This is a genomic window from Stenotrophomonas sp. IS26 (assembly GCF_054188265.1).
The window spans coordinates 130,815-156,542 of sequence record NZ_JBSZJV010000002.1 but is presented as its reverse complement, the minus strand read 5'-3'; the positions used below and the strand labels follow the sequence as shown (position 1 = coordinate 156,542).

At 62.5% G+C, this 25,728-nt stretch carries 25 protein-coding genes; 6 read left to right on the top strand and 19 right to left on the bottom strand.

Annotation, left to right across the window (positions count from 1 at the left end):
* Positions 1-12: 12 nt before the first annotated feature.
* The 10 genes from trbJ to ACW6W5_RS02600 all read right to left on the bottom strand — a co-directional run bounded on the left by trbJ (position 13) and on the right by ACW6W5_RS02600 (position 10,388).
* A complete protein-coding gene (gene trbJ, locus ACW6W5_RS02645; RefSeq protein WP_004883101.1) occupies positions 13-750 on the bottom strand; it encodes a P-type conjugative transfer protein TrbJ in 738 nt (245 codons plus the stop codon).
* The gene (gene trbE / locus ACW6W5_RS02640; protein ID WP_004883099.1) at positions 747-3,197 is read right to left on the bottom strand and encodes a conjugal transfer protein TrbE; all 2,451 of its coding nucleotides are present in this window, start codon (positions 3,195-3,197) and stop codon (positions 747-749) included. The genes trbJ and trbE overlap by 4 nt, the downstream gene beginning before the upstream one ends.
* 11 nt (positions 3,198-3,208) lie before the next feature.
* The gene (locus tag ACW6W5_RS02635; protein WP_004883097.1) at positions 3,209-3,481 is read right to left on the bottom strand and encodes a VirB3 family type IV secretion system protein; all 273 of its coding nucleotides are present in this window, start codon (positions 3,479-3,481) and stop codon (positions 3,209-3,211) included.
* Positions 3,478-3,861, bottom strand: coding sequence for a TrbC/VirB2 family type IV secretion system protein (locus ACW6W5_RS02630; protein ID WP_004883090.1), 384 nt, complete (start codon positions 3,859-3,861; stop codon positions 3,478-3,480). The genes ACW6W5_RS02635 and ACW6W5_RS02630 overlap by 4 nt, the downstream gene beginning before the upstream one ends.
* Positions 3,858-4,925 (bottom strand): P-type conjugative transfer ATPase TrbB, encoded by a 1,068-nt coding sequence (gene trbB, locus ACW6W5_RS02625; protein ID WP_004883088.1) that lies wholly within the window; start codon positions 4,923-4,925, stop codon positions 3,858-3,860. Before trbB ends, ACW6W5_RS02630 begins: the two co-directional genes overlap by 4 nt.
* Complete coding sequence (locus tag ACW6W5_RS02620) at positions 4,922-5,386, bottom strand: ribbon-helix-helix protein, CopG family (RefSeq protein ID WP_004883086.1); 465 nt, start codon at positions 5,384-5,386, stop codon at positions 4,922-4,924. The genes trbB and ACW6W5_RS02620 overlap by 4 nt, the downstream gene beginning before the upstream one ends.
* Positions 5,383-7,398: a conjugal transfer protein TraG gene (locus ACW6W5_RS02615; protein ID WP_004883083.1), complete on the bottom strand. Its 2,016-nt coding sequence runs from the start codon at positions 7,396-7,398 to the stop codon at positions 5,383-5,385. Before ACW6W5_RS02615 ends, ACW6W5_RS02620 begins: the two co-directional genes overlap by 4 nt.
* A 274-nt stretch (positions 7,399-7,672) precedes the next feature.
* Entirely contained in the window at positions 7,673-7,948 is a 276-nt protein-coding gene (locus tag ACW6W5_RS02610; protein ID WP_004883082.1) for an EexN family lipoprotein, read from the bottom strand.
* On the bottom strand, positions 7,945-8,889 hold the full coding sequence (locus tag ACW6W5_RS02605) for a LysR family transcriptional regulator (protein ID WP_004883081.1): 945 nt from the start codon (positions 8,887-8,889) through the stop codon (positions 7,945-7,947). Before ACW6W5_RS02605 ends, ACW6W5_RS02610 begins: the two co-directional genes overlap by 4 nt.
* Positions 8,890-8,963: 74 nt before the next feature.
* Positions 8,964-10,388, bottom strand: a complete 1,425-nt coding sequence (locus ACW6W5_RS02600; protein ID WP_028699135.1) for an efflux transporter outer membrane subunit — start codon at positions 10,386-10,388, stop codon at positions 8,964-8,966.
* A gap of 109 nt (positions 10,389-10,497) precedes the next feature.
* Here ACW6W5_RS02600 and ACW6W5_RS02595 point away from each other — a divergent pair, with 109 nt between their 5' ends.
* From ACW6W5_RS02595 to ACW6W5_RS02570, 6 genes are all read left to right on the top strand, one after another.
* The gene (locus ACW6W5_RS02595; RefSeq protein ID WP_028699136.1) at positions 10,498-11,133 is read left to right on the top strand and encodes a TetR/AcrR family transcriptional regulator; all 636 of its coding nucleotides are present in this window, start codon (positions 10,498-10,500) and stop codon (positions 11,131-11,133) included.
* On the top strand, positions 11,133-12,299 hold the full coding sequence (locus ACW6W5_RS02590; protein WP_023123862.1) for an efflux RND transporter periplasmic adaptor subunit: 1,167 nt from the start codon (positions 11,133-11,135) through the stop codon (positions 12,297-12,299). Before ACW6W5_RS02595 ends, ACW6W5_RS02590 begins: the two co-directional genes overlap by 1 nt.
* 22 nt (positions 12,300-12,321) lie before the next feature.
* The gene (locus ACW6W5_RS02585) at positions 12,322-15,438 is read left to right on the top strand and encodes an efflux RND transporter permease subunit (protein WP_004883075.1); all 3,117 of its coding nucleotides are present in this window, start codon (positions 12,322-12,324) and stop codon (positions 15,436-15,438) included.
* Between the two features lie 190 nt (positions 15,439-15,628).
* Positions 15,629-15,964 (top strand): DMT family transporter, encoded by a 336-nt coding sequence (locus ACW6W5_RS02580; RefSeq protein ID WP_004883073.1) that lies wholly within the window; start codon positions 15,629-15,631, stop codon positions 15,962-15,964.
* Between the two features lie 12 nt (positions 15,965-15,976).
* Positions 15,977-16,594 carry a DUF3313 family protein gene (locus ACW6W5_RS02575; RefSeq protein ID WP_004883071.1) on the top strand — a complete coding sequence of 206 codons (618 nt, stop codon included), beginning with the start codon at positions 15,977-15,979 and terminating at the stop codon, positions 16,592-16,594.
* 155 nt (positions 16,595-16,749) lie between these two features.
* On the top strand, positions 16,750-18,204 hold the full coding sequence (locus ACW6W5_RS02570; RefSeq protein WP_196636953.1) for a patatin-like phospholipase family protein: 1,455 nt from the start codon (positions 16,750-16,752) through the stop codon (positions 18,202-18,204).
* Here the strand turns inward: ACW6W5_RS02570 and ACW6W5_RS02565 are convergent.
* The 9 genes from ACW6W5_RS02565 to ACW6W5_RS02525 all read right to left on the bottom strand — a co-directional run bounded on the left by ACW6W5_RS02565 (position 18,197) and on the right by ACW6W5_RS02525 (position 25,610).
* Positions 18,197-20,179: a relaxase/mobilization nuclease domain-containing protein gene (locus ACW6W5_RS02565; protein WP_004883068.1), complete on the bottom strand. Its 1,983-nt coding sequence runs from the start codon at positions 20,177-20,179 to the stop codon at positions 18,197-18,199. The two genes, ACW6W5_RS02570 and ACW6W5_RS02565, sit on opposite strands and share 8 nt — an antisense overlap.
* A 436-nt stretch (positions 20,180-20,615) precedes the next feature.
* Positions 20,616-21,191: a S26 family signal peptidase gene (locus ACW6W5_RS02560; RefSeq protein WP_039388925.1), complete on the bottom strand. Its 576-nt coding sequence runs from the start codon at positions 21,189-21,191 to the stop codon at positions 20,616-20,618.
* Positions 21,188-21,721: a DUF2840 domain-containing protein gene (locus ACW6W5_RS02555; RefSeq protein WP_039388927.1), complete on the bottom strand. Its 534-nt coding sequence runs from the start codon at positions 21,719-21,721 to the stop codon at positions 21,188-21,190. Before ACW6W5_RS02555 ends, ACW6W5_RS02560 begins: the two co-directional genes overlap by 4 nt.
* Positions 21,718-22,002, bottom strand: coding sequence for a hypothetical protein (locus ACW6W5_RS02550; RefSeq protein ID WP_039391707.1), 285 nt, complete (start codon positions 22,000-22,002; stop codon positions 21,718-21,720). Before ACW6W5_RS02550 ends, ACW6W5_RS02555 begins: the two co-directional genes overlap by 4 nt.
* Positions 21,999-22,637, bottom strand: coding sequence for a ParA family partition ATPase (parA, locus tag ACW6W5_RS02545; RefSeq protein WP_039589798.1), 639 nt, complete (start codon positions 22,635-22,637; stop codon positions 21,999-22,001). Before parA ends, ACW6W5_RS02550 begins: the two co-directional genes overlap by 4 nt.
* 253 nt (positions 22,638-22,890) lie before the next feature.
* Complete coding sequence (locus ACW6W5_RS02540; protein ID WP_428999804.1) at positions 22,891-23,727, bottom strand: replication initiator protein A; 837 nt, start codon at positions 23,725-23,727, stop codon at positions 22,891-22,893.
* Between the two features lie 47 nt (positions 23,728-23,774).
* Positions 23,775-24,056 carry a helix-turn-helix transcriptional regulator gene (locus tag ACW6W5_RS02535; protein ID WP_039391709.1) on the bottom strand — a complete coding sequence of 94 codons (282 nt, stop codon included), beginning with the start codon at positions 24,054-24,056 and terminating at the stop codon, positions 23,775-23,777.
* A gap of 83 nt (positions 24,057-24,139) precedes the next feature.
* Positions 24,140-24,919: a DUF2285 domain-containing protein gene (locus ACW6W5_RS02530; RefSeq protein WP_039388930.1), complete on the bottom strand. Its 780-nt coding sequence runs from the start codon at positions 24,917-24,919 to the stop codon at positions 24,140-24,142.
* Positions 24,920-25,262: 343 nt separating this feature from the next.
* Entirely contained in the window at positions 25,263-25,610 is a 348-nt protein-coding gene (locus ACW6W5_RS02525; RefSeq protein ID WP_039388932.1) for a DUF2958 domain-containing protein, read from the bottom strand.
* Positions 25,611-25,728: the final 118 nt, after the last annotated feature.

Here is a 25,728-nt window from a genome sequence, read left to right as displayed (position 1 = left end):
GGCCGCCTCCCGTCAGTTGTTGTAGAAGTTGACGGACTGCGGTGTGTACGGCGTGCCGGTGCCCAGGAAGCGCCGCCGCACTTCGCGGGCGCGCTCGGTGGCCGCTGCCTGCCGCGCCAGCTCCAGCGAGGCCGCCCTGTCTTGTGTGATCTGGAGCTGCTGGGCCTGGATGGACTGCTTGGCCTGCAAGGCGAGAAGCTGGTTCGTTGCCTGCATCGCTTGCAGCGCACCCGTGGCCGATTGGCTTTGGCTCACGAGGTCGGCCAGCGCGCTTTCGTCTTGCGTCAGGTTCTGCGACACCTGCGCCTGCATCCGCATCGCGGTGTGCAGGCCGTCGAGCGTGTTCTTCCAGCGTTCGCGTGCGTCCTGTGCCATGCGGTCGCCGCTGATGGTGGCGGCGTACTGCTCCGGGTACAGGCGCGAGAACGTGGCATCCATGCTCTGCACGTCGTAGGCCAGCCCTTGCGCCTCGGCAATCAGGCGTTCAGTCGTGGCGAGCGTCGAGCGCAGCCGGTTGACGATGTTGAAGTCGAGATTCGCCAGGTTGCGCGCCTGGTTCATCAACATCTGCGCTTCGTTCTGGAGCTGGTTGATCTGGTTGTTGATCTGCTCCAGCGTGCGGATGGCAGTCAGCGTGTTCTGCACCAAGTTGACGGGATCAACGAAAGTGAGCGCCGCCGCTGGCTGAGCGAGCATCAGCGAGCCGGCCAGCGCGGCGGCGAGCGAAACGGAAAGTACACGGGTCTTCATGGCGAAATCTCCAGGGGTTGAGTAGCGAGGAAAGAAGCCGCCGACGGCGAGGACGGCAGCAGGTCGGCGGCCCAATCGAGGCCGCGATGGCGTAGCCACGCACCGGCGAAGCCGGGAGCGCCGGCCTGCGTCAGCACTCGGTCAATGTCGCGTTGGTCTTGCGGTGTGGATGCGCCCGAGAAGGCGAGCGCGGCTGGCCCCAGGTCGAGGTCGAACAGACGATTGCCCAGGCGCGATTGGTAGTAGTAGTCGCGCTTGGGCTGCGCGGTGGCGACGATTTCGATTTGCCGACTGTTGAGGCCAAAGCCCTCGTAGACCGTGCGAATCTGCGGCTCGGTCGCCTGCGGGTTGGGCAAGAAAATCCGGCTCGCGCAGCTTTCGATGATCGCGGGCGCGATGGTCGAATCCTTGATGTCGGCAAGCGACTGCGTGGCGAAGATCACCGACACGTTTTTCTTGCGCAGAGTTTTCAACCATTGCCGGATGCGTGCCGCGAAGGACGGTTCATCAAGGAATAGCCAGGCTTCATCGAGAATCAGCAGCGTGGGAGCACCGTCGAAACGTGCATCGAAGCGGGCGAACAAGTAGCGCAGCACCGCTTGCACGGCGGCGGGGCTGTGCATTAGCTCTTCCATCTCAAAGCCCTGCACGTCGCCGCTGCCGAGCCGGTCGCGGTCGGCATCCAGTAGCTTGCCGTGCGCGCCGCCCAGCACATACGGCGACAATGCCTGCCGCAGCGCGTTCGATTGCAGCAGCACCGAAAGCCCGGTCATCGTGCGCTGCTCCACCGGCGCACCAGCGAGGCTGCCGAGCGCCGACCAAATGGCGGCTTTCTCGTCGGGGCCGACGGTCACGCCTTCATGCAGCAGGCGGCCTTCGATCCACTCGGCGGCCCAGGTGCGATAGCCTTCGCTGTCGATACGGGCCAAGGGCTGAAAGGCAATGGCGCCGTCCGCGCCGAGGTCGTAGTGTTCGCCGCCCAGGCCCAGCACCGTCGCCCGCATGGATCGCCCCATGTCGAAGGCGAAGATGCGCGAGCCGCCATAGCGGCGGAACTGCAAGGCGAGCATCGCCAGCAGGACAGATTTTCCCATGCCCGTCGGCCCCGCGACCAGCGTATGCCCCACGTCGCCGATGTGCGTCACCAGCCGGAACGGCGTCGCGCCATCCGTGCGCGTGACGATCAGCGGCGGGCCGTCGAGATGGGCGTTTTTCTCCGGCCCAGCCCACACGGCGGACACCGGCATCATGTGCGCCAGATTCAGCGTCGAGACGATGGGCTGGCGCACGTTGGCATAGGCATTGCCTGGTATGGACGACAGCCACGCATCGACTGCATTTAAGGTTTCGGGGATGGTGACGAAGCCACGTCCTTGGATGACACGTTCCACCATGCGCAGCTTTTCGTCGGCTACGGCAGGGTCGTCATCGAACACCGTCACCGTGGCGGTGAGGTAGCCGAAGGCGACTTGATCGCTGCCAAGCTCTTGCAAGGCGGCATCCGCGTCGGCCGCCTTGTTGCTGGCATCCGTGTCCACCAGCGGCGATTCCTGCTGGAAGATGGTTTCGCGCAGTAGCGCAATGACATTCTTCCGTTTCGCAAACCACTGGCGACGCAGGCGGCCCAGCTCCTTTTCCGCCTCGGCTTTATCGAGGCAGAGAAACCGGGTACTCCAGCGATAGGCAAAGCCCAGGCGATTGAGGTCGTCCAGCAGGCCCGGCCAGGTCGAGGTCGGAAAGCCCCGCACCGACACCACGCGCAGATGCTGGTCACCCAGCATGGGCGCAAGGCCGCCGACTAGGGCGGAATCGGCCAGCAGTGCGTCGAGGTGGAAAGGCACCTCGGGCACGGCCAGCCGGTAGCGCCGCGTGGACACCGTGGCGTGAAGATAAGTCAGCGTCGCGGCATCGTCCAACCAGACGATTTCTGGCATCACGCCATCGAGCAGGTCGAAAACCCGATCCGTTTCTGCCAGGAAGGCGTCAAGCCGACCGCGCCAGTCCACACCATCGCCCGGCGCGTGCTCGTAGAGCAGCTTGGCTGCACGAGCGCGGGATTCCTCCGGCGGCAGATAGGCTAGCGTCAGGTGATAGCTGCTTTCGTAGTGGTTCCCCGATTCCTCAAAGGCAGCGCGGCGTTCTTCGTCCACCAGCCAGGACAGCGGTTCGGGAAAGTCGGAATGCGGATAGTCCGCGGCCGACTGGCGCTCGGCTTCCACGAACAGCGCCCAGCCCGAACCCAGCCGGCGCAACGCGTTGTTTAGCCGTGCCGTCGTGGCGATCAATTCGCCCTGCGTGGCGCTGTCCAGATCAGGCCCGCGAAAGCGCGCCGTGCGCTGAAACGAGCCATCCTTGTTCAGCACCACGCCCGGCGCGATCAGCCCAGCCCAGGGAAGCCAGTCGGCCAGCAAGGCGGGCCGCTGGCGGTATTCGGCAAGGTTAAGCATGGCGGCGTCTCCTACACGTCCAGCAGCGGCTTGTGCTTGATGTGCCGGGCGAAGACCTGCATGAACTGCGGATCGACCCTCGCGCCCCACACGGCCAGCGAGTGACCGACGATCCAGAGCACTACGCCAGGAATCCAGAGTTGCAGGCCCAGCCCGACGGCAGCGGCTAGCGTGCCGTTGGCAATCGCCACCGTGCGCGGTGCGCCGCCCATCAAGAGCGGCTCGGTCAGCGAGCGATGTAGCGGCACCTCGAAGCCGGCCGCGAAGCTATCCGGGCCACTCATACGACAGCCCCGCCGGAGAAGCTGAAGAACGACAGGAAGAACGAGGACGCGGCGAACGCGATGCTCAAACCGAACACGATCTGGATCAGCTTGCGAAAGCCGCCCGACGTGTCGCCGAAGGCGAGCGCGAGGCCCGTGGCGATGATGATGATGACCGCGACGATGCGTGCCACCGGCCCCTGAATCGACTCCAGAATGGATTGCAGCGGGCCTTCCCATGGCATCGAGGAGCCGGATGCCTTCGCCGTGCCCGCCGTCATCAGCATGACTGCGGCCAGCAGCAGGCCGTGGTGCGCGGGGCCGGCCAGCCGCCGCAGGCGTGCGATGGTTGAAACCGGATTTACGGAATTACGGAAAGCGTGAACGTGCATCTGCGTCATGGCAGTTCTCCAGGTAGGTCAAGGGACGAGGAAGGCGCAGCGGCATCGGCTGCGAGAGGAACCGGCATCAGCTCGGGAAACGGTGTTTCCAGCGCGTCCGCCAGGCGATAGCCGGTGCCGTCGAAACCGACGACACGGGCGATGCTTTCGACGCGGCGCTTGCGGCCACGCCCGGCGATGTGGATCACGACGTTGACCGCCTCGGCGATCAGCGCACGCGGTGGGTTCACCGCCACTTCAAGAATCAACTGTTCGAGGCGCAGCAGCGCGCCCAGCGCGGAACCGGCGTGGATGGTGGCGATGCCGCCGGGGTGGCCGGTGCCCCACACCTTAACCAAGTCCAGGGCTTCGCCGCCGCGTACCTCGCCGACGATCACGCGGTCGGGGCGCAGGCGCATCGTGGCCCGCACCAGCTCGGTCATAGACACGACGCCAGCGCGGGTGCGCAGCGGCACATGGTCGCGGGCTGCGCATTGCAGCTCGATGGTGTCTTCGAGCACAAGCACGCGGTCGCCCGTGGCGGCGATCTCCGCAAGCAAGGCATTGGCGAGTGTGGTTTTGCCGCTGCTCGTCGCCCCGGCGATCAGGATGTTCTGGCGCTCACGCACGGCGCGGCGCAGGAACTCGGCCTGGCCTGTGGTCAAGATGCCGTCGGCCACATAGCGATCCAGCCCGATGATGCTCACGGCGCGCTTGCGCAGCGCGAAGGCTGGGCCGGGCGCTGCGGGCGGCAAGATGCCCTCGAACCGCTCGCCGGTTTCGGGCAGCTCGGCGGTCAGCAGCGGCCGCCCGCGATGCACCTCTGCGCCGACGTGCGCAGCCACCAGCCGGATGATGCGTTCGCCATCGTCTTGGGACAGCTCCACGCCCAGCGGCATGCGGCCCGATGACAACCGATCCACCCATAGGGTGCGGTCGGGGTTGAGCATGATTTCCACCACGTCGGGGTCGGCCAGCGCAGCGGCGATGACTGGCCCCATTGCCGTGCGCAGCATCTGGATACGGCGATCCAGAGAGGTTGCGGCGGATGAGAGTTCGGGCGGGGTTTGCGGAATGGCGCTCATGAGGCACGCTCCTGCGCTTCAGCCAGTGCCTCCGCGTCATCCATTCGCGCCGGGTCTGGGTGCAGTTCTTCCACAACGTCGCGCACCAGGCTGCGGCCACGCAGCAGGTGGCGGCCGAGCCGCTCCACGAATTGCTCGAAACGCGCTTTGCCTTGGGCGCGAGCTGCGTCCTGATGGGCTTCGGGAATCGGGGTGCTGACGGTCAGGAAGTAGCGGATGAACAGCGCCAGTGTTTCGATCTGGATGTTCTGGTCGCGCTCCATGCGCTCGGCCTGCCGCGACAGGCGATCGAGCCGCTTGGCGATGGCCGCCTCGCGCTGGTCGCCAGCATCGGGCGATAGCCACGACGCGAGCGCCGCCGCGACAATGGACGACTTGGACACGCCTTTCTTGGCGGCCAGTTCTTCGAGACGCTTGGCGTGCTCGGGCTGAATGAACAGATTGAGGCGGTATTGGCTCATAAGTCGATTCCGTCGTTGGGGTCGAGGGAAGCCAGCCGGGCCGTGCGCTGCATGGCCGGGTCGAGCTGGCCGGGAAGCGGCAGCGGCAGGTCGTCGTCGTCATCGAGCAGAGTCAGGTCATGGCCGGCGAGCAGCGGTTCGGGGCTGTATTCGCTGACTTCGGATAGCTCCGGCTGTCGGCGTGGGCCGCCGTCATCGGCGGTGCCTGTGCCATCGCCGGACAGGCCCGCAGCCCGGACCGTTGACACGGCTGGGATCGATAGGCCGCTCCAGTCGTCGGGCCGGGCCGGTGGCGCGTCCGCGTATTGCCCGGCCGCGAGCACAGGCGGCGGTAAAACGCGGTTCTTGAAATTCGCGTCGGCGTAGTAGCGCAGCTTCTTGGCCTTGATCGGTGCCACGCTGGACACCATCACCACAGCTTCCTCAGTCGGAAGCTGCATCACTTCACCGGGCGTCAGTAGCGGGCGGGCCGTCTCCTGCCGCGACACCATGAGGTGCCCCAGCCACGGTGCCAATCTGTGCCCGGCATAGTTGCGCTGCGCGCGCAGTTCGGTAGCGGTGCCAAGCGTTTCGGAGATCCGTTTCGCAGTGCGTTCATCGTTGGTGGCGAACGTCACGCGGACATGGCAGTTATCCAGAATCGAATGGTTCTGGCCGTAGGCTTTGTCGATCTGGTTGAGCGATTGGGCGATAAGAAAACTGCGGATTCCGTAGCCCGCCATGAAGGCAAGCGCCGTCTCGAAGAAGTCCAGGCGGCCCAGCGCCGGGAACTCATCGAGCATCAGCAGCAGCTTGTGGCGGCGTTCGATGCCGTCGCTGCCGTCGAGCGATTCGGTGAGCCGTCGGCCGATCTGGTTGAGGATCAGGCGAATGAGCGGTTTCGTCCGCGAAATATCCGAAGGTGGCACTACCAGATAAAGCGACACCGGATGCTCGGACGCGATCAGGTCGGCGATACGCCAGTCGCAGCGCGAGGTGACTTCGGCCACCGTGGGGTCGCGGTAGAGGCCCAGGAACGACATGGCGGTGCTCAACACGCCGGAACGCTCGTTGTCCGACTTGTTGAGCACTTCGCGCGCCGCCGAAGCGACGACTGGATGCGGGCCACCACCTTCCACGTTCACGAGGTGCTGTGTGGTCATCATCCGGTGCAAGGTCAGCTCGAAGGGGCTGGCCGGATCGGAGAGGAAATTGGCGACGCCGCGCAGCGTCTTGTCCTCGCCCGCGTAGAGCACATGCAGGATGGCCCCGACCAGCAGCGCGTGCGAAGTCTTCTCCCAATGGTTGCGCTTCTCAAGCGCGCCTTCTGGATCGACCAGAATGTCGGCTATGTTCTGTACGTCACGCACTTCATGTGCGCCGCGCCGAACTTCTAGCAGCGGGTTGTAGGCCGCCGACTTCGCATCGGTCGGATTGAACAGCAGGCAGTGTGAGTAGCGTGAGCGCCAACCTGCGGTGATCTGCCAATTCTCGCCCTTGATGTCGTGGACTACGGCGGATGCAGGCCAAGAAAGCAGCGTCGGCACCACAAGGCCGACGCCTTTGCCTGAGCGCGTGGGCGCGAAAGTGAGGATGTGTTCCGGGCCTTCATGCCGAAGGTACTTGCCATCGTGCTGACCGAGGAACACGCCGATCGGCTGCGTAAGGCCGGCTTTGCGAATGTCCTCCGTACTTGCCCAGCGTGCCGAGCCATAGGTCGTGACTAGGCGTGATTGACGAGAGCGCCAGATCGACATGCAGACTGCGACCACCACCGCCAGCAAGCCACTGCCACCCGCTATGGCACCGCCCGTGTCGAAAACGCGTGGCGCGTAGGCATCGAAGAAGAACCACCACTCAAACAGCTTCCACGGGAGGTAGATCGGTGTGCCGAGGAAATCAAACCAGGGGGAGCCAAGGCGTACCTGATAGCCAAGGGCTGCTGCCGTCCATTGTGTGGCGCCCCACACACCCGCGATCACGATGCCGAATACCACGGCTATCTGACCGAACAGCACATTCGTACCTTGCATAGCCCCGCCTCCAATCTCTCCTACGCTGATTCCCTTGGGAAACGCGGCTTAGAAATGTGCCGCAGGCGTCAGGATCGGTGCTGGCTTAGTGCCGGTCAAAGACCGTTTGGGGCAGAAAGGTCGATAAGAAAGAATGAATTCGCGCTGTGTCTAGCCAGGGAGTGACTCCGTAAGCGCCGGCGAATATCAGCGTGCCGAACAGAAGATTCAGGCAGACTAGCGAATTGCTGAATTGCTGAATTGCTGAATTGCTGAATTGCTGAATTGCTGAATTTCAGAATTTGGGGGATTCTTTGGGCGGTGTGTATGGCGTTTTTCCGTCACCGTAGAACCGCTTACGTGTTGCCTCCGCTACCCGGTTGCAAAGCAGTTCGCCCAAAGTAGGCCGATCCGTCTTGCATTGCTGGCGCAACTTCTTGAGCTGTTCCGGGTCTGCCACCAGCTCTTCTACTGTCGGGGTTTTCTTTTCTGCACTAGTGGCTTTGTGCGGTTTATCAGATTGACCGCATGCGACTAGCATTGCAGCGACGAGCGTGATGGCGAGTCTCATGGCATCAATTCCTCCGGAAGATCGGGATTTCGGCTTTTTGTTGACCTGAGAAACTCTGGCAATTCGATGGCCTGTACTCGCTGAATGAAGCGCGCAAGCTCGTCAAACGGATCGCCTTCAAGTCTGAGTAGATAGGTCGTCAAAGGTGGTACGCGTGTCGAAAGCGGCCTCGCCACGACTCCTGGCTCTCGGGAGGCTGCAATGTGTGCAGCCCCTGTAAGTCCGAGTGCAAAACCGGCAGATACCAACGCCATCATCAGGTCGAAAGTGGTAACCCGCTCGGCAACTAGAGGCTGCATTTCAGCCCGGCTAAGTACTCGCTCAATGTGCTTGGCGTGGCCCTCGCACACTTGAGGATCAGATAGCACTAGCGGGTAGCGCAGCAGTTCATCCAATGGAATTCGCTTAAGAGCCAGCAACGGATGCCGAGCTGGCAGCGCCACCATAAGCGTGTCAGTCCACGCGGGAAGTGCGACGATTCCATCACCTACGTCGTCGGACTGTGCAAAGCCGACGTCATACAGGTCGTCGTGCAATCCTTTGATTTGTTGGGATAGTGGCACCTCAAAAAAGCGAATCTCAACCTCGGGCTCCTCCTCGCGACACAACGCCAATAGGGCTGGTAAGCACAGTAGTGTTGCGCCGTCTGACAAGGCGACGCGGAGTTGTCCATGAAAGCCATTTTTTGCTGCCTTCACGCAGTCCCGCGCCTGTTGCAAGGATGCGAACACCCGAGGTGCGTGCTCCATGAGCATCAACCCAGCTCGTGTCAAACGCGTGCTTCTCGTGTTCCGAATAAAGAGCTGTGCTCCTAACTCCTCTTCGAGTTCTTTGATCGTGCGAGACAGTGGGGACTGCTCAATATGCAGTTTCGCAGCGGCGCGAGCGAAGTGAAGTTCCTCGGCGAGCGCCATAAAACAACGTAGATGTCGAATTTCCATGCGTCCCCTACTAATCGTCGATCTATTCAGTATTTAAAACTCGCTGCCATGCTGCGTTCTTCCAACTCAAGGACTCAGGGTGAAGATTGCAGATTCACATGCTCTGGCGAACCAGAAAGCGCTTTAGCGAGAACACCCCATTGCACGGCTGCGTCGGCGCGAGCACGGACCAGAGCCGCTCGCTGGGACAAGGTGCCACGCTCCGCTTCTGCAACAACGGTCGCATCCACCTGTCCCGCCTCAAAGAGGCGTCGACTGCGGTCAAGGAGTCGATCAGCGACGACAAGACCATCGACCTGATGCTGCAGAGAAGTCCGCTGGGTCTGCCAGCCCAGATAAGCGTTCTCCACATCCTGAAGCGCAAGCAAAACCGTGCGTTCCAGGTCAGCCTGTGCGCCGCGACTGCGTGCTGAGCCCTCGTCGATTCCCGCTTGTATTGCTCCACCGTCAAAGATCGGAAGCGTCACACCCAAGCCCAGAGAGAAAATGTTCCCTGCCACACGTGTTCCGTTGTTCTCGAAGCGTTGGCGCCCACCACTCAAATCGAGCACAAGTTTGGGGAACCGCTCGCCTTCTGCTGCGTTCCATCGCGCCGTCGCCGCTGCAAGACGCGCCTGCGCGGCTCTGACGTCGGGGCGCTGCTGCAGCAATTCGCCTGGCACGCTTCTGGGAGTCCAATCGGGCATGGTGAGAGAGGCAAGCGCAGGACCGCTGCCAAGCGCCCCCGGAATCCGGCCAACGAGCACATCCAAGGCATGCGTTGCTTCGCCGCGTACGCGTCGCAACTGCTCTTGCTCCACCCGGAGGGCGATGACCTCGGAACGCGTGCGTTCAATGTCAAAGCCCGTAGCTTGACCTGCCTTGAACTTCTGCTCTGTCAGACGCTCAAGGCGCTCGGCGACTTGAAGTCGCTCTTTTGCCAGATCTTCCAGCTCTGCCGCCTGCCGCTGCTGCAGTGCAGCGGACACTGTCTCAAAGGCGATCTGCCAACGTGTCGCGAACCAGTTCTGTTCGACAGCAACTGCGTCCATCCGTGCGCCATCAGCGGCATGCGAGAGGCGGCCCGCTAGATCAACTTCCCATGAAGCCGACAGCGGAAGCCTGGCATCGCTGCTGATGGTCGGTGCCAAAGAAAAGTCGCGCGCGCGCGTTGCTTGGGGCGTGAGCGCCAAGCTAGGGAACATTGAAGCGCGTGTACGTCGGGTGATCGCCACAGCTTCATCAATCCGCGCTCTTGCAATAGCGAGATCGGTGTTGTGCTCCAGCGCGTTGCGCACCAGCGCGTCAATCAGCGGATCACCGTACGCCGTCCACCACTCGGCCGGGAGTGCTTGTGCTGGCACCTGCTGCACAGCCAGACCCGCTTCGTTCATGAATTTGGCCGGAACCTCAACGCGTGATGTCTCCACCCTGTGAGGCGAGTGGCTGCACGCGGCGAGAAGCGTGATCGATAGGAATGCAACAGCAGTAAGGCCGCGGCGGGCGTAGGGATCGGACATGTTGAGCCACTAGGTTGTGAATTGAGGAGGCCGTCTTGACGGGCATAGTTCATGGCGTGTACTATACCGTCCAGACGGTTCAAAAATCAAGCATCTTTGGAGTTTCACCATGGCAACTCGTATGAAATCAAGCCCAGAGGAGTCGCATTCGGCGGACAACGGCGCTGAAGCCCCCTCCATCTCTAAGAAAGCGCAACAAACACGGGAGCGCATCCTTCAAGCTGCGCGTGACGTAGTCATGGAGGGAGGTGCCGGGCACCTAACGCTTGACGCGGTCGTTGCACGGGCAGGAATGAGCAAAGGTGCGTTCCTGTACCACTTCGAGACCAAGCGCGATCTGCTCCTCACGATGATTGATGACCAGGTCTCGGCGTTTGATGGCGGGCAGGAAGAGCGAGAGCTGCCATTCGTCGGCGATCCAGACCCTTGGCTATCCAGCCAGGTCTCGGCTATGCCTGACGGCGGGATGCAAAAGATGAGCGCTGCATTGCTGGCGGCCGTGGCTGAAGACCCCACGCTGCTTGAGCCTGTGCGCGGCTGGTACCGCAGGCAGTACGAGAACGCGAGCAAATCTCCACGCGGCACCGATATCGCCGGAATCGTTCTATTTGCCTTGGACGGAGTCTTCCTCGCCGAAATGATGGGTTTTCCGACGTTTGCTGCCGAAGACCTTTCTCGACTCATGCACACCCTCCAGGCGCTCGCCCGCGGCGAACTGGAACTCACCCCTATTGATAAACGCTGATGAAAGGCCTTCCCGTGTCTTGCACTCCCTTTAAATCCCAGTCCTGGCAAATGCAGAAAGTCGGCCTCGCGTTTGTTCTGCTCGCATCGCTTGCCGGCTGTGGTAGTCAGAAGGAGCCTGCTTCCGATCCACCGCGAGCGGTCAAGCTGCTCACGGTGGGGGATGTAGGTTCTGTGGCCAATCGCATTGAATTGAGTGGTCTAGCTCGCTCCAGTGAGCGGAGTACCTTGGGGTTCGAGACTGGCGGGCGTATCAGCAAGCTTCATGTGGACGTGGGAGATCGCTTCTCTCGCGGACAGCTTCTGGCTGAGTTGGATGTTCAGCCCGAGCAACTCCGCCTAGAACAGGCTCGGGCGACACTCGCTGCTGCGGAAGCCGCATTGGCAGACAGAATCGTGCAGACAACGCAGCAAAGGGGGCTGCTTGAGGGCAACGTAATCTCCCCGGCTGCATTCGAGAGTGTGAAAGCACAGTTGGTTGCAGCTGAAGGCCAGGTGCGCAATGCAAAGGCCGCATTCGGCCTTGCCGAGCGTGCGCGAAGGGGGGCCGCCATTCATGCGCCATTCGACGGCGTCGTCGCGGAGAAACTCGCTCTGCCGTTCACAGATATTGCAGCCGGAGCGCCGGTGCTTCAAGTGGATGGACTACGCAGCGGCGTAGAAGTCCTTGCGACTGCATCGACGACCCAGGCGGCAAATATCAAAATTGGGCAGGTCGCCGAACTGCGCCTGAGCGAGTCAGCAAGTCCCGTTCGTGCTTCGGTACAACGCATCGGCTTGCGTGCTGAAAATGGCTCACTTTTACCTGTCGTGCTCGTTCCTCAAGATGCTACTCTTGCGCGCAGTCTTCGACCCGGGTCTGCCGTTCAAGTATTGCTGAAGGCACCGGAAGCGAAGGATGCCTCACCAGATCGTCTGATGCTTCCCTATTCGGCACTGGTGCTCAGTGAGAAAGCAGGACAAGCCGCAGTGTTTGTATATGACGTGACCGGAAAGAAGGTGCACCGCCGGGAAGTGCAATTCCAGAGCGAGCCAGGCGGCGACAACGTTCGCGTTGTGGGCGGCCTGAAGCGCGGCGAGATGGTAGTCGCGGCTGGCGCGAGTTGGCTGACGAACGAGCAACAAGTCACCCCACTCAAGGCCACGACCCAATTGGCCGGACGCTGACCCGCTACAGGAAGACTTCGCTATGAAGATCACAGAAATGGCGCTGCGCGCCAGCAGACTCACCTACCTTGCCGCGGTCATCATTCTTGTTGCCGGCATTGCCACGTTTCTCAATTTCCCTTCGCAGGAAGAGCCATCGGTCACGATTCGAGATGCGGTTGTTGCCGTTCTGAACCCTGGCATGCCAGCCGAACGTGTTGAGCAGTTGATCGCGCGTCCGATCGAGGAGCGTTTGCGGGAGCTGGCCGAGGTCAAGCGTGTAACCACAACCGTTCGCGCGGGCGGGGCCGTCATACAGGTCACGATCTGGGAGCGGTACACCGACCTAGCCCCCATATGGCAGCGCGTTCGCGCGAAGGTTGCCGATGCTCAGCCTCTGCTTCCACAGGGTACGTTGGGGCCATTTGTCAACGACGACTTCGGCCGTGTTGCCGTGGCCTCCATTGCGGTGACCGCGCCGGGCTACTCCATGGGCGAAATGCGTGTGTCGTTGAAAGAGATGCGCGATCGCCTATACGCGCTTCCCGGCGTTGATCGCATCAGCTTCTACGGCTTGCAGGAAGAGCGCGTCTATCTCGAATTTGATCGACCAAAACTAGCCCAGCTTGGATTGACCCCACAAGGGGTGATCGATCAACTCGTTAAACAAAACGTCGTGCTTTCAGGCGGGCAAATCGCCATCGGTGGCATCAACGCTTCGCTGGCTGTTAGTGGAGAGGTTCGCGACGCCGCCTCGCTGCGCGCGTTGCCGATCATGATGGCGCAAGCTCAGGGTGCGCGCGGTGCTTCGCCTGCTCCTTCAATCTCACTGGGAGAGCTTGCGCGCGTGCAGGTACAACCTGCAGATCCTCCCGAGTCTGCTGCAGTCTATAAGGGCCAGCCTGCCGTAGTGATGGCAGTGTCCATGACCTCGGGCCAGAACGTGGAGCAATTCGGCGTAGCCCTCAAATCCCGTGTGGCCGAGCTTGAGAAACTTCTGCCCGCAGGTTTCGAGCTCTCCTATGTGACATTCCAGGCAGACGTCGTCAAACGTGAAATGGGCAAGATGAACCAGGTGATGATCGAAACGATTGTCATCGTGCTCGGCGTCGTCGTCCTTTTCCTGGGATGGCGCACAGGATTCATCGTCGGGATGATCGTGCCGCTTACCATTCTGGGGGCACTGATCGTGATGCGCGCGCTGAACATCGAGCTGCAAAGTGTTTCGATGGCAGCCATCATCATCGCTTTGGGGCTCTTGGTAGACAACGGCATCGTGATTGCCGAAGACATTGAACGGCGCTTGGCAGCCGGTGAAGACCGCAAACAGGCTTGTCTCGAAGCGGGTCGTACCCTCGCACTGCCGCTGCTGACGTCCTCATTGGTTATCGTCATCGCCTTCTCCCCGTTCTTCTTCGGCCAGAGTGCGACGAGTGAGTATCTGCGCTCTCTCGTCATTGTCCTCGCGCTCACGTTACTCGGATCTTGGCTGTTGTGTCTGACCGTCACTCCACTGCTGTGCTACCACTTCACCAAAGTGCATCATCAACCGGCGAATGACGCGCAAACCTACAACACACGCTTCTATCGCGGCTATCGCAAGTTGCTTGAGTGGGTGCTTGACCACAAGGCGATCTACGTTGGTGTGATGACGGGTGCATTGGCCGTAGCTCTGTACGGATTCACGACACTGCCATACGACTTCTTGCCGAAGTCCGACCGAGTTCAATTCCAAATACCGGTGCAGCTCGCCCCTGGAACGGATTCACGGCTCACTCTTGCCAAAGTGAAGGAAGTGAGCGGCTGGCTCGGTGATCAAGAAATCAACCCCGAAATCACGGATCACATTGGCTACGTCGCTGACGGTGGGCCGCGCTTCATCCTTGGGCTCAATCCCCCATTGCCAGCATCGAACATCGCGTACTTTGTCGTGACGGTCAAGGCAGGCACCAACATTGACGTCGTGATTGCCCGAACTCGGGCTTACTTCGCGCAGCATCATGGAGATGTACGCGCAGAGCCTCAGCGGTTCTCGCTAGGCACTACCGAAGCCGGCACAGCCGTCTACCGGGTCAGTGGGCCGGATCATGAGGTGCTGATGAATGCGGCGGCGAAAATTGAGTCCGCGCTACGGGAGCTGCCAGGTACGGCCAACATCAAGAACAACTGGGATACCCGTGTCGGCCGTCTCGATGTTCGGGTCGATCAAGATCGTGCGCGACGTGCTGGCGTCACCACCGACGACATAGCTGCCTGGCTTGGCACCCGCTACATCGGCCAGTCGATCTCTGTGATCCGAGATGGCGATACCAGCGTGCCAATCGTGATGCGCGGGACGTCCAATGATCGGCGCAGCACTGCGGACGTTGGTTCGACGACCATCTATCCAGCGTCGGGTGGCCAGCCGGTTTCCCTGGCGCAAGTGGCCGATGTCACGCTCGCTAGCGAGCCGTCTGTGATCCAGCGCCGCAATCTCATTCGTACAGTCACAGTTCAGGGGCAGAACACCGCATACACCGCGCAAGAGATCGTGGATCACCTCGCACCTCGGATCGCCGCAATTGAACTACCTGCAGGCTATGCCATAGAGCTTGGTGGAGAAATTGAGGAATCGGCTGAATCGAATGCATCGCTCACGCACTACATGCCGTTCGCTCTTCTGGCGATGTTGCTGCTATTCATCTGGCAGTTCAACTCCTTCCGCAAGCTGATCGTGATTCTCGCAACGATTCCCTTCACGTTGATTGGGGTCGTGATTGCACTGAAGGCAACAGGCACTCCTTTCAGCTTCATGGCGACATTCGGGGTGCTTGCGCTGTTCGGAATCATCGTCAACAACGCCGTTCTTCTGCTCGAACAAATTGAACACGGCCTCTCGGAAGGTCTCGCCCGACATGAAGCCCTGGTGGGAGCTGCGATGCAGCGGCTGCGTCCAATCGTGATGACCAAGGTGACCTGTATCGCGGGTCTCGTGCCCCTGATGTTGTTTGCGGGGCCGCTGTGGAAGGGCATGGCCATCGGCATGATCGGTGGTCTCGCACTTGGCACGCTCGTGACGCTTGGCCTGATTCCGTTGCTCTACGAGGTGCTGTTCGGAATGAAGTGGCCGGGCAGCAAACGGAGTCACGAGGCGGTACAACAACCAGTGCAACCGGTCTGATCCCTCAGCGTAACTGTCCACACGCTTCCCCCGATCTCTCTCGTGGCCGGAGAGATCGGGGAGACAGATTCTCGCCATCAGAGAGTTTAAGAAGAAATCAGAAGCAGAGCGAATTGACCGCCTACTGCCTATTCTTTGATGCTTTGATGCTTTGATAATCAATTTTCACTGAATAGATTTGGAGAAATATATGAACCCGTTGTCATGGAATCCATGGTTGGTTCTACTGATTGCCGGCCTGTTCGAAATCGGTTGGCCACTAGGCCTCAAGATGGGTGCGGCCAATGCAGCGATGCGCTACGTGGGGCCGGCGATTGCAGTTGCCTGTATGGCAGCCAGCGGCTTTTTCCTATGGTTATCTCTTAAACAGATCCCCATAGGAACAGCTTATGCGGTCTGGACCGGCATCGGTTCGCTGGGCGCGTTTTTCGTGGGCGTGTATGTGTTCGGCGATACCGCCTCCTTGATACGTTGGGTTGGAATTGCGCTGGTTGTTGCTGGCATCGTCTGTCTGAAAATGGGATAAATGAAAATATATATGAAACGCCCTATTTCATTAATCCATTTTGTGCTGCTGGCAGGCCTCACGGCAACCTTATCTGGCTGTGCTTCAAACGGAATGACTCGATCAGGGTTTCTTGGTGATTACGATGTATTGGGAAAAACGAAGTACGAAAATGTTCTGCTCTTCAAGGCGCCAGGCTTTGAACCCAGTCGTTACCGGGAAATATTAGTCGAGGATGCTCAGGTAGTGACGGCAACTGGACGCATAGGTGGGCTTGAAGCTGAGCAAGTGCGAGAGCTTCTCGATCACGTCAACAGTGAACTGCGACATCTCCAAACTAAGTCCGAAGCTCCCGCATCGTCAGGCCGCATACGTGTGCGTGTGGCAATTACGACCATTGAGACGCCCAATAGAGCAGTCAACACCCTAACGACGTTGCTTGTTGGACCAGTGACAACTGGGGGAGCTAGTTTGGAGTTTGAGGCAGTAGATGAACAAACAGATCGTCGGGTGGCTGCTGCTAGCTGCTTCGAGCACGGCAACGCTCTCGCGGATTTCAAAGGCTCCTACACACTGCTCGGGCATGCAAAGTCTGCAATCACCACCTGCCTTGAACGGATCAATAGCGCTTGGAGAAGTGCTGGCTCGTGAATAGCTGCTATTCCATAACTTCGCGCGGATCGCGAGGAGCCTCATCAAGGGGATTCGTAGGGTGCCGTTCTTGTAACGTCTGCAGCATTCTGGAGTGGCTCTGCTTCGTCGCAAAATTGCCGGCGTTTCTCGTTCTTGTCTATTCGAAACGCTGCGTGGTGCTGCTTGCAGAGGTAAAGCGCCTGGAGGTGTGTAAATTCACACGATGGAGTTTGGCCGGTGTGCTGGCAACGGTAGTTCTGACAGGGTGTTCCACTTACCGTCCTTGGATCAACCCGACACTTTCCGACGCCGCCTTAATGTCTCTCGCCGAGAACGACCAACGCATCAGGCCGTCGGAGGTCAACCAACCGGTGGTTGTAGCGGTGACACTGTCAGGCGGGGGCGCTCGGGCGGCGGCCTTCGGCCTGGGCGTGCTGCGCGAACTCAAGGCCACACGCTTCGCGCTAGAGGGCCAGGAGACCACTCTGTTGGATCAGGTGTTCCTGGTCAGCGGAGTGTCGGGGGGCAGCATCCTTGCCGCGCACTTCGCGGCCTTCGGCGATGCCACGCTGACTCGTTTCGAGCCGGATTTTCTGCTTGTGCCTTTTGAGGGGCGACTCATACGTGAAGCTCTGTGGCCTGAGCGTCTTTATAGACTAACTTCACCTTGGTTTGGGCGCAGCCAGATCCTGGCTCAACGCTTGGACGAACTTTTTGAAGGCCGCACCTTTGGTGACGTGCGCCGACGACCGGGCGCGCCCGAACTGATGATCACGGCAACCGACCTCACGACCGGTGCCCCTTTCGATTTCACCACCGAGCAATTCCGGCTAATCTGTTCCGACCTCGATGCAACGCCGCTGTCTTTCGCGGTGGCGGCCTCGTCGGCAGTACCGCTGGTGCTGTCGCCCGTAACGGTGCGAAACAACGCCAATACCTGTCCGCCGCCTCTCCGATCTTTGCCTGTCAGAGGGCAAAATTACAGATCACGCATCCTGCAAAGCGGCATAGACAGCTACCTCAATGCGCACGATCGGCCCTATATCCACCTCGTGGACGGTGGTGTCTCCGACAACCTCGGCGTACGTCTGATGCTAGACCGGCTAGTAGCTTCGGGCTCAATGAGCGCCAATTTCTCGGAGGTCAAGCCCGGAAGCTTGCGCCGACTCGTGTTGGTGACGGTGAACTCCGAACGAGGACTGAGCGAGAGAGTGGACAGTAGCGACCGAGTTCCCAGCACGACGCAAGTACTTGAGTCGCTGATCTTCGGTGCCGGCGCTCGCGAGACCCAGGTGACGCTGGCCATGCTTAACGACGACCTGCAACACTGGCGTTCCGAGATTGTCCGCACCCGTGGCCAAGCGGACAGCCCCTTTGCGGCCGACGCAGAAATCTACGTAGTAAGCGTAAGTCTGAACGACGTGCCGGACGACAAGATCCGGCATTCGCTGCTGCGCGTGCCCACAGCCTTCACGATCGAGGCTACGGATGTCTTGGACCTGCAAACTGCGGGAGGCGAAGCACTGAGGCAATCCAAGGAGTTTATGGCATTGATTGAATCTCTAAGAAGAATCACAGCAGCCAAGCAGACTGCGCCTGGTACTCAGCTTCCCTTGATATCTAACTGATACCGATACTGGGCTTTCGTCCAAGTTCCCAAGAGGCACTTCCGCCGATAACCTTTGCGGCAAGCTGTTGTCCCAGTCGCGGCTCAATTACCGGCCGCCACGGCACAAGGCTGAACCCCATGCCGTCATCGAGCATCGCGTAGCGCCCGCTGGCGAGCATAATGGAACGCCGGTAGATACCGGCTACGCGCTGCCCGTCGGCCACCGGGCGATGCTCTAGGCCGGTTTCCGCCGCAATGTCTTTCGCGGCCTGCACTAGTTCCCGATTGCGTAGCGTGCCCAGCAGGTTGCGCGCGAGGATGACGCGCTGCCCGCGGCGCTGTGCCAGCCCCTGTTCTTCGAGGAAATCGGCTCGCTGCTGTATGGCCTGCTTGGTATCACCGCCAAAGCCCAAGTTGCCCAGCCCACGGCCACCGCCGATCAGTTGCTGGTCAAGCCAAGTCGCGCCGATGACGCGGGCCTGCCGTTCAATAGGAAGGTGTGATTTCAGCTCTACGGCTACATCGCCCAGCCGTTGCGCGTCGTATTGGCGGCCACGCTCGGCCAGGTCGTCCGGTACCTTCCATAGCCCTTCGGCCACGCGCTCCACGATGCAAGCCCGGCGCAGGGCTTCCAGCCGCCGGACATGAGCGGCGACGACTTCCTGCGGGTCGCGTCCGGGCGTAGCCCGGCCCTGCTCGATTACCAGGTGATGATCGGTGCGGTACAGGCCATCGCTCGCCAGCGAGGCGATGTTCTTGTCGGCCGTGCGCACCTCAGTCGAACCCTTCACCTCTACCACAGCGCCCGTGGGATAGTTCGCCAGTTCGTCGCGGGCGTTCAGTGCAACGTAGTGGGCCTTACCGTCCGTGCCGTCGATGATCAGATAGCCTCGGTCGTGCAACTCATCGGCAAGCCCCTTCGCGGCCACGCGGCCGATGAGGCTGCGACCATCGTCGCCCGGCTCGAACACCGCCAGCTCACGCGGCTGGCCGCTCATGGCCCGCTGCATCGTTCGGATGATGTCGCCACGCTCACCCAGGGCACGCAAGGTCTTCTCGGCATCGGCATGAATGGCCCAGGTGCCGGGCTGCACCTCGTCGGCTAGGCCCAGGCGCTGCAAGCGTTGCAGGCGGCCGATCAGCAGCAGGCGCTGGCGTTGCAACCTCGGCTCGTTGAGCCGTTCGACATGCACCCGGCCATCCTCGCCGGTCTCGCGCTGCAAGGTGCGATCCAGGCTCGTCCACCGCTCCTGTTCCACCTCGCGCCTCAAGGTCTGCTGAATCTCCAGTTCGGTGCGCGGCCCCAGCCACTCGGTCGCCAGCTCGGCGGCGCGATGGCGGAAGCCGTGGGCGATGTAGTCACCCGCGATGATGAGGTCTTTGCCGGTGTCGTCGCGCCCGCGCACGATCAGGTGGGTGTGCGGGTTGTCGGTGTTCCAGTGATCCACCGCCACCCAATCCAGCCGCGTGCCCAGGTCGGCTTCCATGCGGCTCACCAGATGCCGGGTGTAGGTGCGCAGGTCGTCCAGCTCGGCCCCGTCCTCGGGCGAGACGATGAAGCGGAAATGGTGCCGGTCGTCGGCGCAGCGTTCCTTGAAGGCGTCCAGATCGGCTTCGTCGGCCTGTGGCCCGTAGCCCCGGCCCGGTTCGCCATCGCGACCCGCGCCGTCGCGCTCGATGTAGCGCAGGTGCTTGGCGAGCGATTGCGGGCTGGCCCGCTGGTGATTGACCAGCAAGGTCTTGATGGTCACGCGCCGCGACATGGGCATTAGCTTCGCCCCGGCGAAGCGCGCCGCCGTGTGGCCACGTCCGAGCCGAGAGCCGGGCCGCTGGCCGGTGCCAGCCGCGCCAGGACGGCGTACTGCCGACTTGCCGCTGCTGGCTTTGCCGGCCTGCTTGAGCACCTTGGAAACGAAGCTCTGCCCCTGGCCCTTGCCCCGGTTCTTCGGGGCGCTGGGGCGCACGCGAAAGTCGTCGTCGCGGCTGTCGGTCATGGCTGCGCTCCCCGCAAGCTTGGGCGTGTCCTGTCGTGCGAAGCACGCGGACATGCCAGCATTGGCGCGACCCTCGCGCCAAACGCGGCACGGTGGCGAAGCCGCTCCGTGCCGCGTTCCCCCCATGTGCTGACTGGCTTTCGACGCGGCCAGGTGCCGCGTCCTTTTGTCTTGCCTTCCGCCTTTGCCCCTCGCTGGCGCTCCGGGCAGCGGCGGCCCGGCGGCGCTGCTGCGTGAGCAGCCAGCGCGCCGGCGAACGCGGCGACGGCCATAGGCCGGGCGCGTTCGAGGCAAGACGCCTGCACATGGGAAGGCAGCGCGAAGTGCAGCGCGGATGCGCTGGCATTGCACGCGCGACGACATGCAGAAAGCCACTGGATCGGCACGCCCGATGGCACGATGAGATGCACGGCAACGTGCAGCGAATTGGCCGCCATCATGGGCGGGCCTCCAGCCAGACCGGACGCGCAACGCCGATCACGGCGGACGCGCGCACGGGCCCGAAATACCGGCTGTCGAATGACGCCGGGTTGGTGACGCTGAGCAGGAACAGCTCGCCGGGCCGCAGGCGGCGGCACTGCTGCCAGGATGGCAGCGGCCGGCCCCAGCGGTCGGCGGACAACACAGCGGCCGAAGGCACACCGTCGATGCGAACGCTGCCGCCAGTAATGCACACCTCCTGCGGTGCTATCGCGCCCACGCGCTTGAGCAGTGGAACGCGCGTCGGCAGGTAGCCGCGCTGCGCGGCCAGCGCGGCAGCGTCAGGCGGCAGCGTGGTCAGGACGATGCTGCCCACGGCCAATGGACGTGGCAGCGCGCCGGTGCGCAGGTCAAGCGGATCGACGCGATACCAGCCGACCGCCACGCTGTCGGACGGGTTGTAGGTCAGACGCGGCAACGGATGCACAAAGGACGCCCAGGCCAGCGCAGCGAGGCCGCAGGCGGACAGGCCCGCCAGCACGAGGCGAGCGCGCAGGCGTGAGCGAGGCCGCGTTGCCATCATCGTGGTCATGGCAATGCCCTCCCGGCCAGCCAGGCGGCGTGCCGCTCGGCGGTGTATTCGGGCAGCGGCAGGCGCGCAGCGAGCCGATTGCCCAGCGTGCGCCAGTACGCGGGCGAGACGGCAACGGGCGCGATGCCCAGCGCCTCGATGGCGTCGATGCGTTCCAGCACGGCGCGCACCTGGTTGTCGCCCTCGGCGTGCAGCAGCAGGCGCGCGCCTGGCTGCACGCCGGGGATGCGCTGCGCCGCATCCAGCGGCGTGCAAGCCTGCATCACCATGAGCTGCCAACGCACAGTGCCGTAGTCGTTGGCCTGCCAGTGGATGCGGCACAACATGGCGCCCGGCTGGAACACCGCGCAGCGCCGCCAGCGGTCGAGCTGGTGTGTGCGCGCAGGCTCGCCGAAGCGCAGGTAGAGCTTGAAGCGCGGTTCGATGTAGGCCAGTGCCACGCGCGTCAGCGGCGCGCTGGCAGGCTGGCCGGAAGGTGCTGCGAGCGCAGCCGTGGCCGCGCTAGCGGCAGGCGAAGCGGATGCAGTCATGGTGCGTTCTCCCTACGTTGCTCTGGAAACTCCCGTTCCAGCAGGCCGCGCAGCAGGTCGGCCACGGTCACGCCTTGCGTGAAGGCCGACACCTTGATGCGCGCCCGCATCGCGGACGTGATGTCGAGAGTCAGGCGGGCGGTGTAGAGGTCGCCCTTGCCCAGCGCATCCGCGTCGCCCTGGCGAATCCACGCCTCGGCATGCGGATTCGCGGGCGGACGCGCGCCGATGCCGACGCGCTTGGCCGTGCGCTTGCTGTTCGGTGATGGCTTCTCTGTCATGACGGCCACCGCAGCAGTTCGTCTACCAGCGCAGTGATTTCACGCGCGGCCGCGCTGTCCGGCGCCGTCTCGCGTGTAAGCCGGCCAGCGGCCACGCTGTCGGCGAACACGATGCGTTGATGCACTTCCGAGCGCAGCGCAGGAAGCGGCTGGTCTGCGAGCGCCTGGCGTGCTTCGCGTCCGATCACGGTGGTGCTGACGCGCCGGTTGATGACGAAGGCCGCGCGCAGCGCAGGCCGGAACACCTGCGCCTCGCGGATCAGCGCCACCATCTCGGCGCTGGCCCACAGGTCGTAAGGGCTGGGCTGCACCGGGATCAGCACGCGCTCGGCCGCCAGCAGCGCGGAGCGCGCCAAGGCGGCGATGCGCGGCGGCCCGTCGATGACGACGTGATCGGCCCGCCTGGCGAGTTCTGGCGCCTCTTGGTGCAGCGTTTCGCGTGCGAGGCCCACGGCGCCGAACAGCCGTGGCAAGCCTTGCTGGCTTCTGCGCTGCGTCCAGTCCAGCGATGAACCCTGCGGGTCGGCGTCCAGTAGCACGACGTGCTGGCCGCGCATCGCCAGTTCGCCGGCGATGTGCGTGGCGAGCGTGGTCTTGCCCACGCCGCCTTTCTGGTTGAGCAGAGCGACGATCATGGCCTGGCCCTCCGCGTTGGAAAGCCCGGCTGTTGCCGCTGCGTTTGCGGCCGCGTGGTGGTTGTCCACCGCAGCGGCGTTTCCCTACTAAAAGTTAGAGAAATTAAGTTAGGGAAGTTAGAGGGCGAGGAAACCCAGCGCTGGCGCGGGTTTGCGGCCGATCTGCACGCCTGATAGCACGATAGTCCCACGCCTGATAGCACGATACCCCGCACGCCTGATAGCACGACACCATCCACAGGCTTTTCCGAAGTTATCCCCGTGCCGTATGCGGCACGGGCCGGAAGGTCAGCAGCTCCATGCCGTTGTCCGGCATTCGCTCGATGCCCAGGACGTAGCCGGGCAGCGACTGCCGCGCGACCAGCGCGCGCAGGTCGCAGGCGAAGTCGTAGGGCTTGGCGGTACTGCCCGATTTCTGGTGCAGGTAGCGAAAGTCGAACTGCCAGCCGTATTCCTGCTTGCCGCCGTGCTTGCGCACCAGCCGGTACAGCCAGCGCTCGATGCCGCCCGTGAGCCGGAAATACGCCGGGTCGATGGTCAGCACCAGGGCGGCGTCGAGCACGCCGGCATAGAACCAGTCCGGCAGGATCAGCTCGATGCCCAGCGGCGTGCCGCTGGCATCGGCCAGTTCCTTCCATTCGTTGATCCACGAAAACCGATGCAAGCGTCGTCCGCTCGTCTCGCGGATGGACGTGGCCACCGTGGTTGATTGCAAGCGATCCAGCGCGGCTTTGAGGCGCTGGTAGTCGCGCAGCGACTTGCCGCGCCCGATGAAGCGCAGGATCTCGTAGGGCGTGGCGCGCATCAGCCGTGAGGGCCGCAGGCCCGCGTCCTTCGCCTCCACGATCTGCGAGGCCGCCCATATCAGCACGTCCGAATCCCAGATCGTGGCGATGCCGTGTTCCTGCGTGCCCTCCACGCGGATCGTCACGTTGCCTGCACGGAAGTCGATGGGCTTGACCCGCTTGGACTTGCCGAGCGAGAAGAACGGATAGGCCATCAAGTCCTGGCTGTCGCGCGGCGCCATGTCGCCCGGCAAGGCGCGGAACAGGTCGAGCTGTTCGCGTTCTTGCAACGGCCGCTGCCGCATGGGCAGCGCAGTGCTGGACATGGCGATGGCCTGCCGCGCGCCGCCGATCAGCGCGCACGACTGTCGGCCGAGTGGTGCTCGGCGTATTCGGGATCGGAGGTCGTCTCGAAGCTGCGGTCGGCCGCCCAGGCATCGAGGTCGGCCACGGCGTACATGACGCGCCGGCCGAACTTGCGAAACTTGGGGCCGCCGCCGATCACGCGCTGCTTCTCCAGCGTGCGCGGCGACAGGCGCAGGTAGTCGGCGGCTTCGTCGTTGGTGAGATAGCGCTGCGGCTGCGCAGCGGGAGTCGAGACAGTAGCGGCAGGCCGCAAGGGAGCAGGACGCATGGTGAACACCTCCATAGCTTTCAAAGCTCCGGCCACACAGCGCAACCGGATGGAGGCAGTCTCAGAAAACGCGGCCCGCGTGCTCAGGGTCGTTTTGCGTCGCCTTCAAAACGACCCTTCTCAAGCGGTGAAAGCTGTGCTAAGCGGCGATAGCCGCCGCGCATCAACGCATCGCCGCGCCGCACCAGGCGGCGCACCTTGGAGCGCAGGCCGCCGTCGCTGTACCAATCGGCCACGGCGTCGGCACCGAACAGCCCTTCGCCGACCTCGCGCAAGGATGCGCCCGCCAGGGTCGCGTCGAGCGCCTGCAAGGTATGCAGCTCCAGCAGTGCAGCGGGTGGTGGCCTGGGCATGGCATGGGCCAGGGCGGCATCCAGCACGGGCACATGACCACAGGCAGGCGCGGCAGCGCCGCCGCGATGGGCATGTGCGACCGCCATGCCGTCTTCAAGGCTTGGAGCGAGCGCGAAGCGCGCGCAATGGCCGGGGCTGCGCGCGATCAGCGTCAGTCCCTTGCCGTCGTGCAGCAGTTGCTTGTGTCCGGGTATGCGCCAGAACGCGAAGACGGCCGCATCCGGCGGTGGATCGGCATCGGGATGGAGCTGCACCACGGCCGTATGGCCGGGCAGCCAGGCCGGATGCGCGTCGCGCGCATCCAGCGCCGGGTCTTCCAGCAGGCGCAAGCCCCAGCGATGCGCCGCCTGCTGTGCGGCCTGTGGCCGGCGATGGTGGCGCAGCCAGTCAAGCCGGTAGTCGGGATGCCTGCGCAGGTACTCCCAGGCCAGCGCCAGCGCATCCAGCCACAGGATGTAGAGGTAGGCGGCAGTGGGATACCAGTGCGCAACATGATGAGGCTGGATCATGGCGAAAGCTCCTGTCGAACCGCAGGAACGCCGCCACGGGCAGATCAAAACGGAGCTACCGCATCCAGATCAAAACCATCATTTGCATCAATTCAAAGCTGTAACATGCGGTGTCAAGACCGATTGGCTCCGGTGTATTGCGAATCCCGTCCGAATGCGACGGCCGCCTGACCTCAAAACGTCGCGCGGCATAAAACACCGTGCCCGAACCCGCATCAGAGATCGTGACTGATTCGGTCATGCCAGCACGGTTTTGGTGCAAGAGTGCGAATTCAGACCGGACAGGTCTGGAGTAAGACGGAAATAGTCTCAATACGCCTCGCTTGTCCGCAGGGCGAATCGCTCAATCGAGGACGGAACCGTTCTCCTGGGCCAGCCGCAGATATTCCGACAGCGGGCGTGCCGCCTGGAAATACCGATCACGCATCACGGGCTGCTTGCGCGGCCCGACGATGGACTCCAGATCGGACAGCTTCACGGTGCCCAGCTCAGGCATACCGATCCCCAGGTCGATCAGGCCGAAGGCCGTATCGGCATCAACGGGATCGAGCGCGGTCAGCAGCCAGATGGCGTGCGCGTCGGGGGTGAACAGCCGCACGACGGGTAACGGGTCGATGGCCTCGCCACCGGCACGGGCCCGGCCGTGGGCCAGCAACTGCCTGCGCTCGTCCTCGGTGATGAGTCGGTTCATGGGCGGCCCCTTCTTGGAACAAATCCGCCGAAACGTGAAAGCGTAAAGCCATCTCGGCGGATTTGGAGATATGCACGGATGCGGCTTTGCGCTTTTGTGGGAAGCCGCAAAAGCGGAT

Bases quoted from the DNA above. Each gene is read 5' to 3' on its own strand.
- ACW6W5_RS02595 (WP_028699136.1), top strand. From the start codon at position 10,498: ATGGCAACTCGTATGAAATCAAGCCCAGAGGAGTCGCATTCGGCGGAC.
- ACW6W5_RS02630 (WP_004883090.1), bottom strand. From the start codon at position 3,861: ATGACGCAGATGCACGTTCACGCTTTCCGTAATTCCGTAAATCCGGTT.
- ACW6W5_RS02525 (WP_039388932.1), bottom strand. From the start codon at position 25,610: ATGAACCGACTCATCACCGAGGACGAGCGCAGGCAGTTGCTGGCCCAC.
- ACW6W5_RS02585 (WP_004883075.1), top strand. From the start codon at position 12,322: ATGAAGATCACAGAAATGGCGCTGCGCGCCAGCAGACTCACCTACCTT.
- trbB (WP_004883088.1), bottom strand. From the start codon at position 4,925: ATGAGCGCCATTCCGCAAACCCCGCCCGAACTCTCATCCGCCGCAACC.
- trbE (WP_004883099.1), bottom strand. From the start codon at position 3,197: ATGCTTAACCTTGCCGAATACCGCCAGCGGCCCGCCTTGCTGGCCGAC.
- ACW6W5_RS02615 (WP_004883083.1), bottom strand. From the start codon at position 7,398: ATGCAAGGTACGAATGTGCTGTTCGGTCAGATAGCCGTGGTATTCGGC.
- ACW6W5_RS02610 (WP_004883082.1), bottom strand. From the start codon at position 7,948: ATGAGACTCGCCATCACGCTCGTCGCTGCAATGCTAGTCGCATGCGGT.
- ACW6W5_RS02580 (WP_004883073.1), top strand. From the start codon at position 15,629: ATGAACCCGTTGTCATGGAATCCATGGTTGGTTCTACTGATTGCCGGC.
- ACW6W5_RS02620 (WP_004883086.1), bottom strand. From the start codon at position 5,386: ATGAGCCAATACCGCCTCAATCTGTTCATTCAGCCCGAGCACGCCAAG.
- ACW6W5_RS02605 (WP_004883081.1), bottom strand. From the start codon at position 8,889: ATGGAAATTCGACATCTACGTTGTTTTATGGCGCTCGCCGAGGAACTT.
- ACW6W5_RS02530 (WP_039388930.1), bottom strand. From the start codon at position 24,919: ATGATCCAGCCTCATCATGTTGCGCACTGGTATCCCACTGCCGCCTAC.
- ACW6W5_RS02600 (WP_028699135.1), bottom strand. From the start codon at position 10,388: ATGTCCGATCCCTACGCCCGCCGCGGCCTTACTGCTGTTGCATTCCTA.
- ACW6W5_RS02575 (WP_004883071.1), top strand. From the start codon at position 15,977: ATGAAACGCCCTATTTCATTAATCCATTTTGTGCTGCTGGCAGGCCTC.
- ACW6W5_RS02560 (WP_039388925.1), bottom strand. From the start codon at position 21,191: ATGACCACGATGATGGCAACGCGGCCTCGCTCACGCCTGCGCGCTCGC.
- trbJ (WP_004883101.1), bottom strand. From the start codon at position 750: ATGAAGACCCGTGTACTTTCCGTTTCGCTCGCCGCCGCGCTGGCCGGC.
- ACW6W5_RS02535 (WP_039391709.1), bottom strand. From the start codon at position 24,056: ATGCGTCCTGCTCCCTTGCGGCCTGCCGCTACTGTCTCGACTCCCGCT.
- ACW6W5_RS02635 (WP_004883097.1), bottom strand. From the start codon at position 3,481: ATGAGTGGCCCGGATAGCTTCGCGGCCGGCTTCGAGGTGCCGCTACAT.
- ACW6W5_RS02565 (WP_004883068.1), bottom strand. From the start codon at position 20,179: ATGACCGACAGCCGCGACGACGACTTTCGCGTGCGCCCCAGCGCCCCG.
- ACW6W5_RS02540 (WP_428999804.1), bottom strand. From the start codon at position 23,727: ATGCGGCAGCGGCCGTTGCAAGAACGCGAACAGCTCGACCTGTTCCGC.
- ACW6W5_RS02555 (WP_039388927.1), bottom strand. From the start codon at position 21,721: ATGACTGCATCCGCTTCGCCTGCCGCTAGCGCGGCCACGGCTGCGCTC.
- ACW6W5_RS02590 (WP_023123862.1), top strand. From the start codon at position 11,133: ATGAAAGGCCTTCCCGTGTCTTGCACTCCCTTTAAATCCCAGTCCTGG.
- ACW6W5_RS02550 (WP_039391707.1), bottom strand. From the start codon at position 22,002: ATGACAGAGAAGCCATCACCGAACAGCAAGCGCACGGCCAAGCGCGTC.
- parA (WP_039589798.1), bottom strand. From the start codon at position 22,637: ATGATCGTCGCTCTGCTCAACCAGAAAGGCGGCGTGGGCAAGACCACG.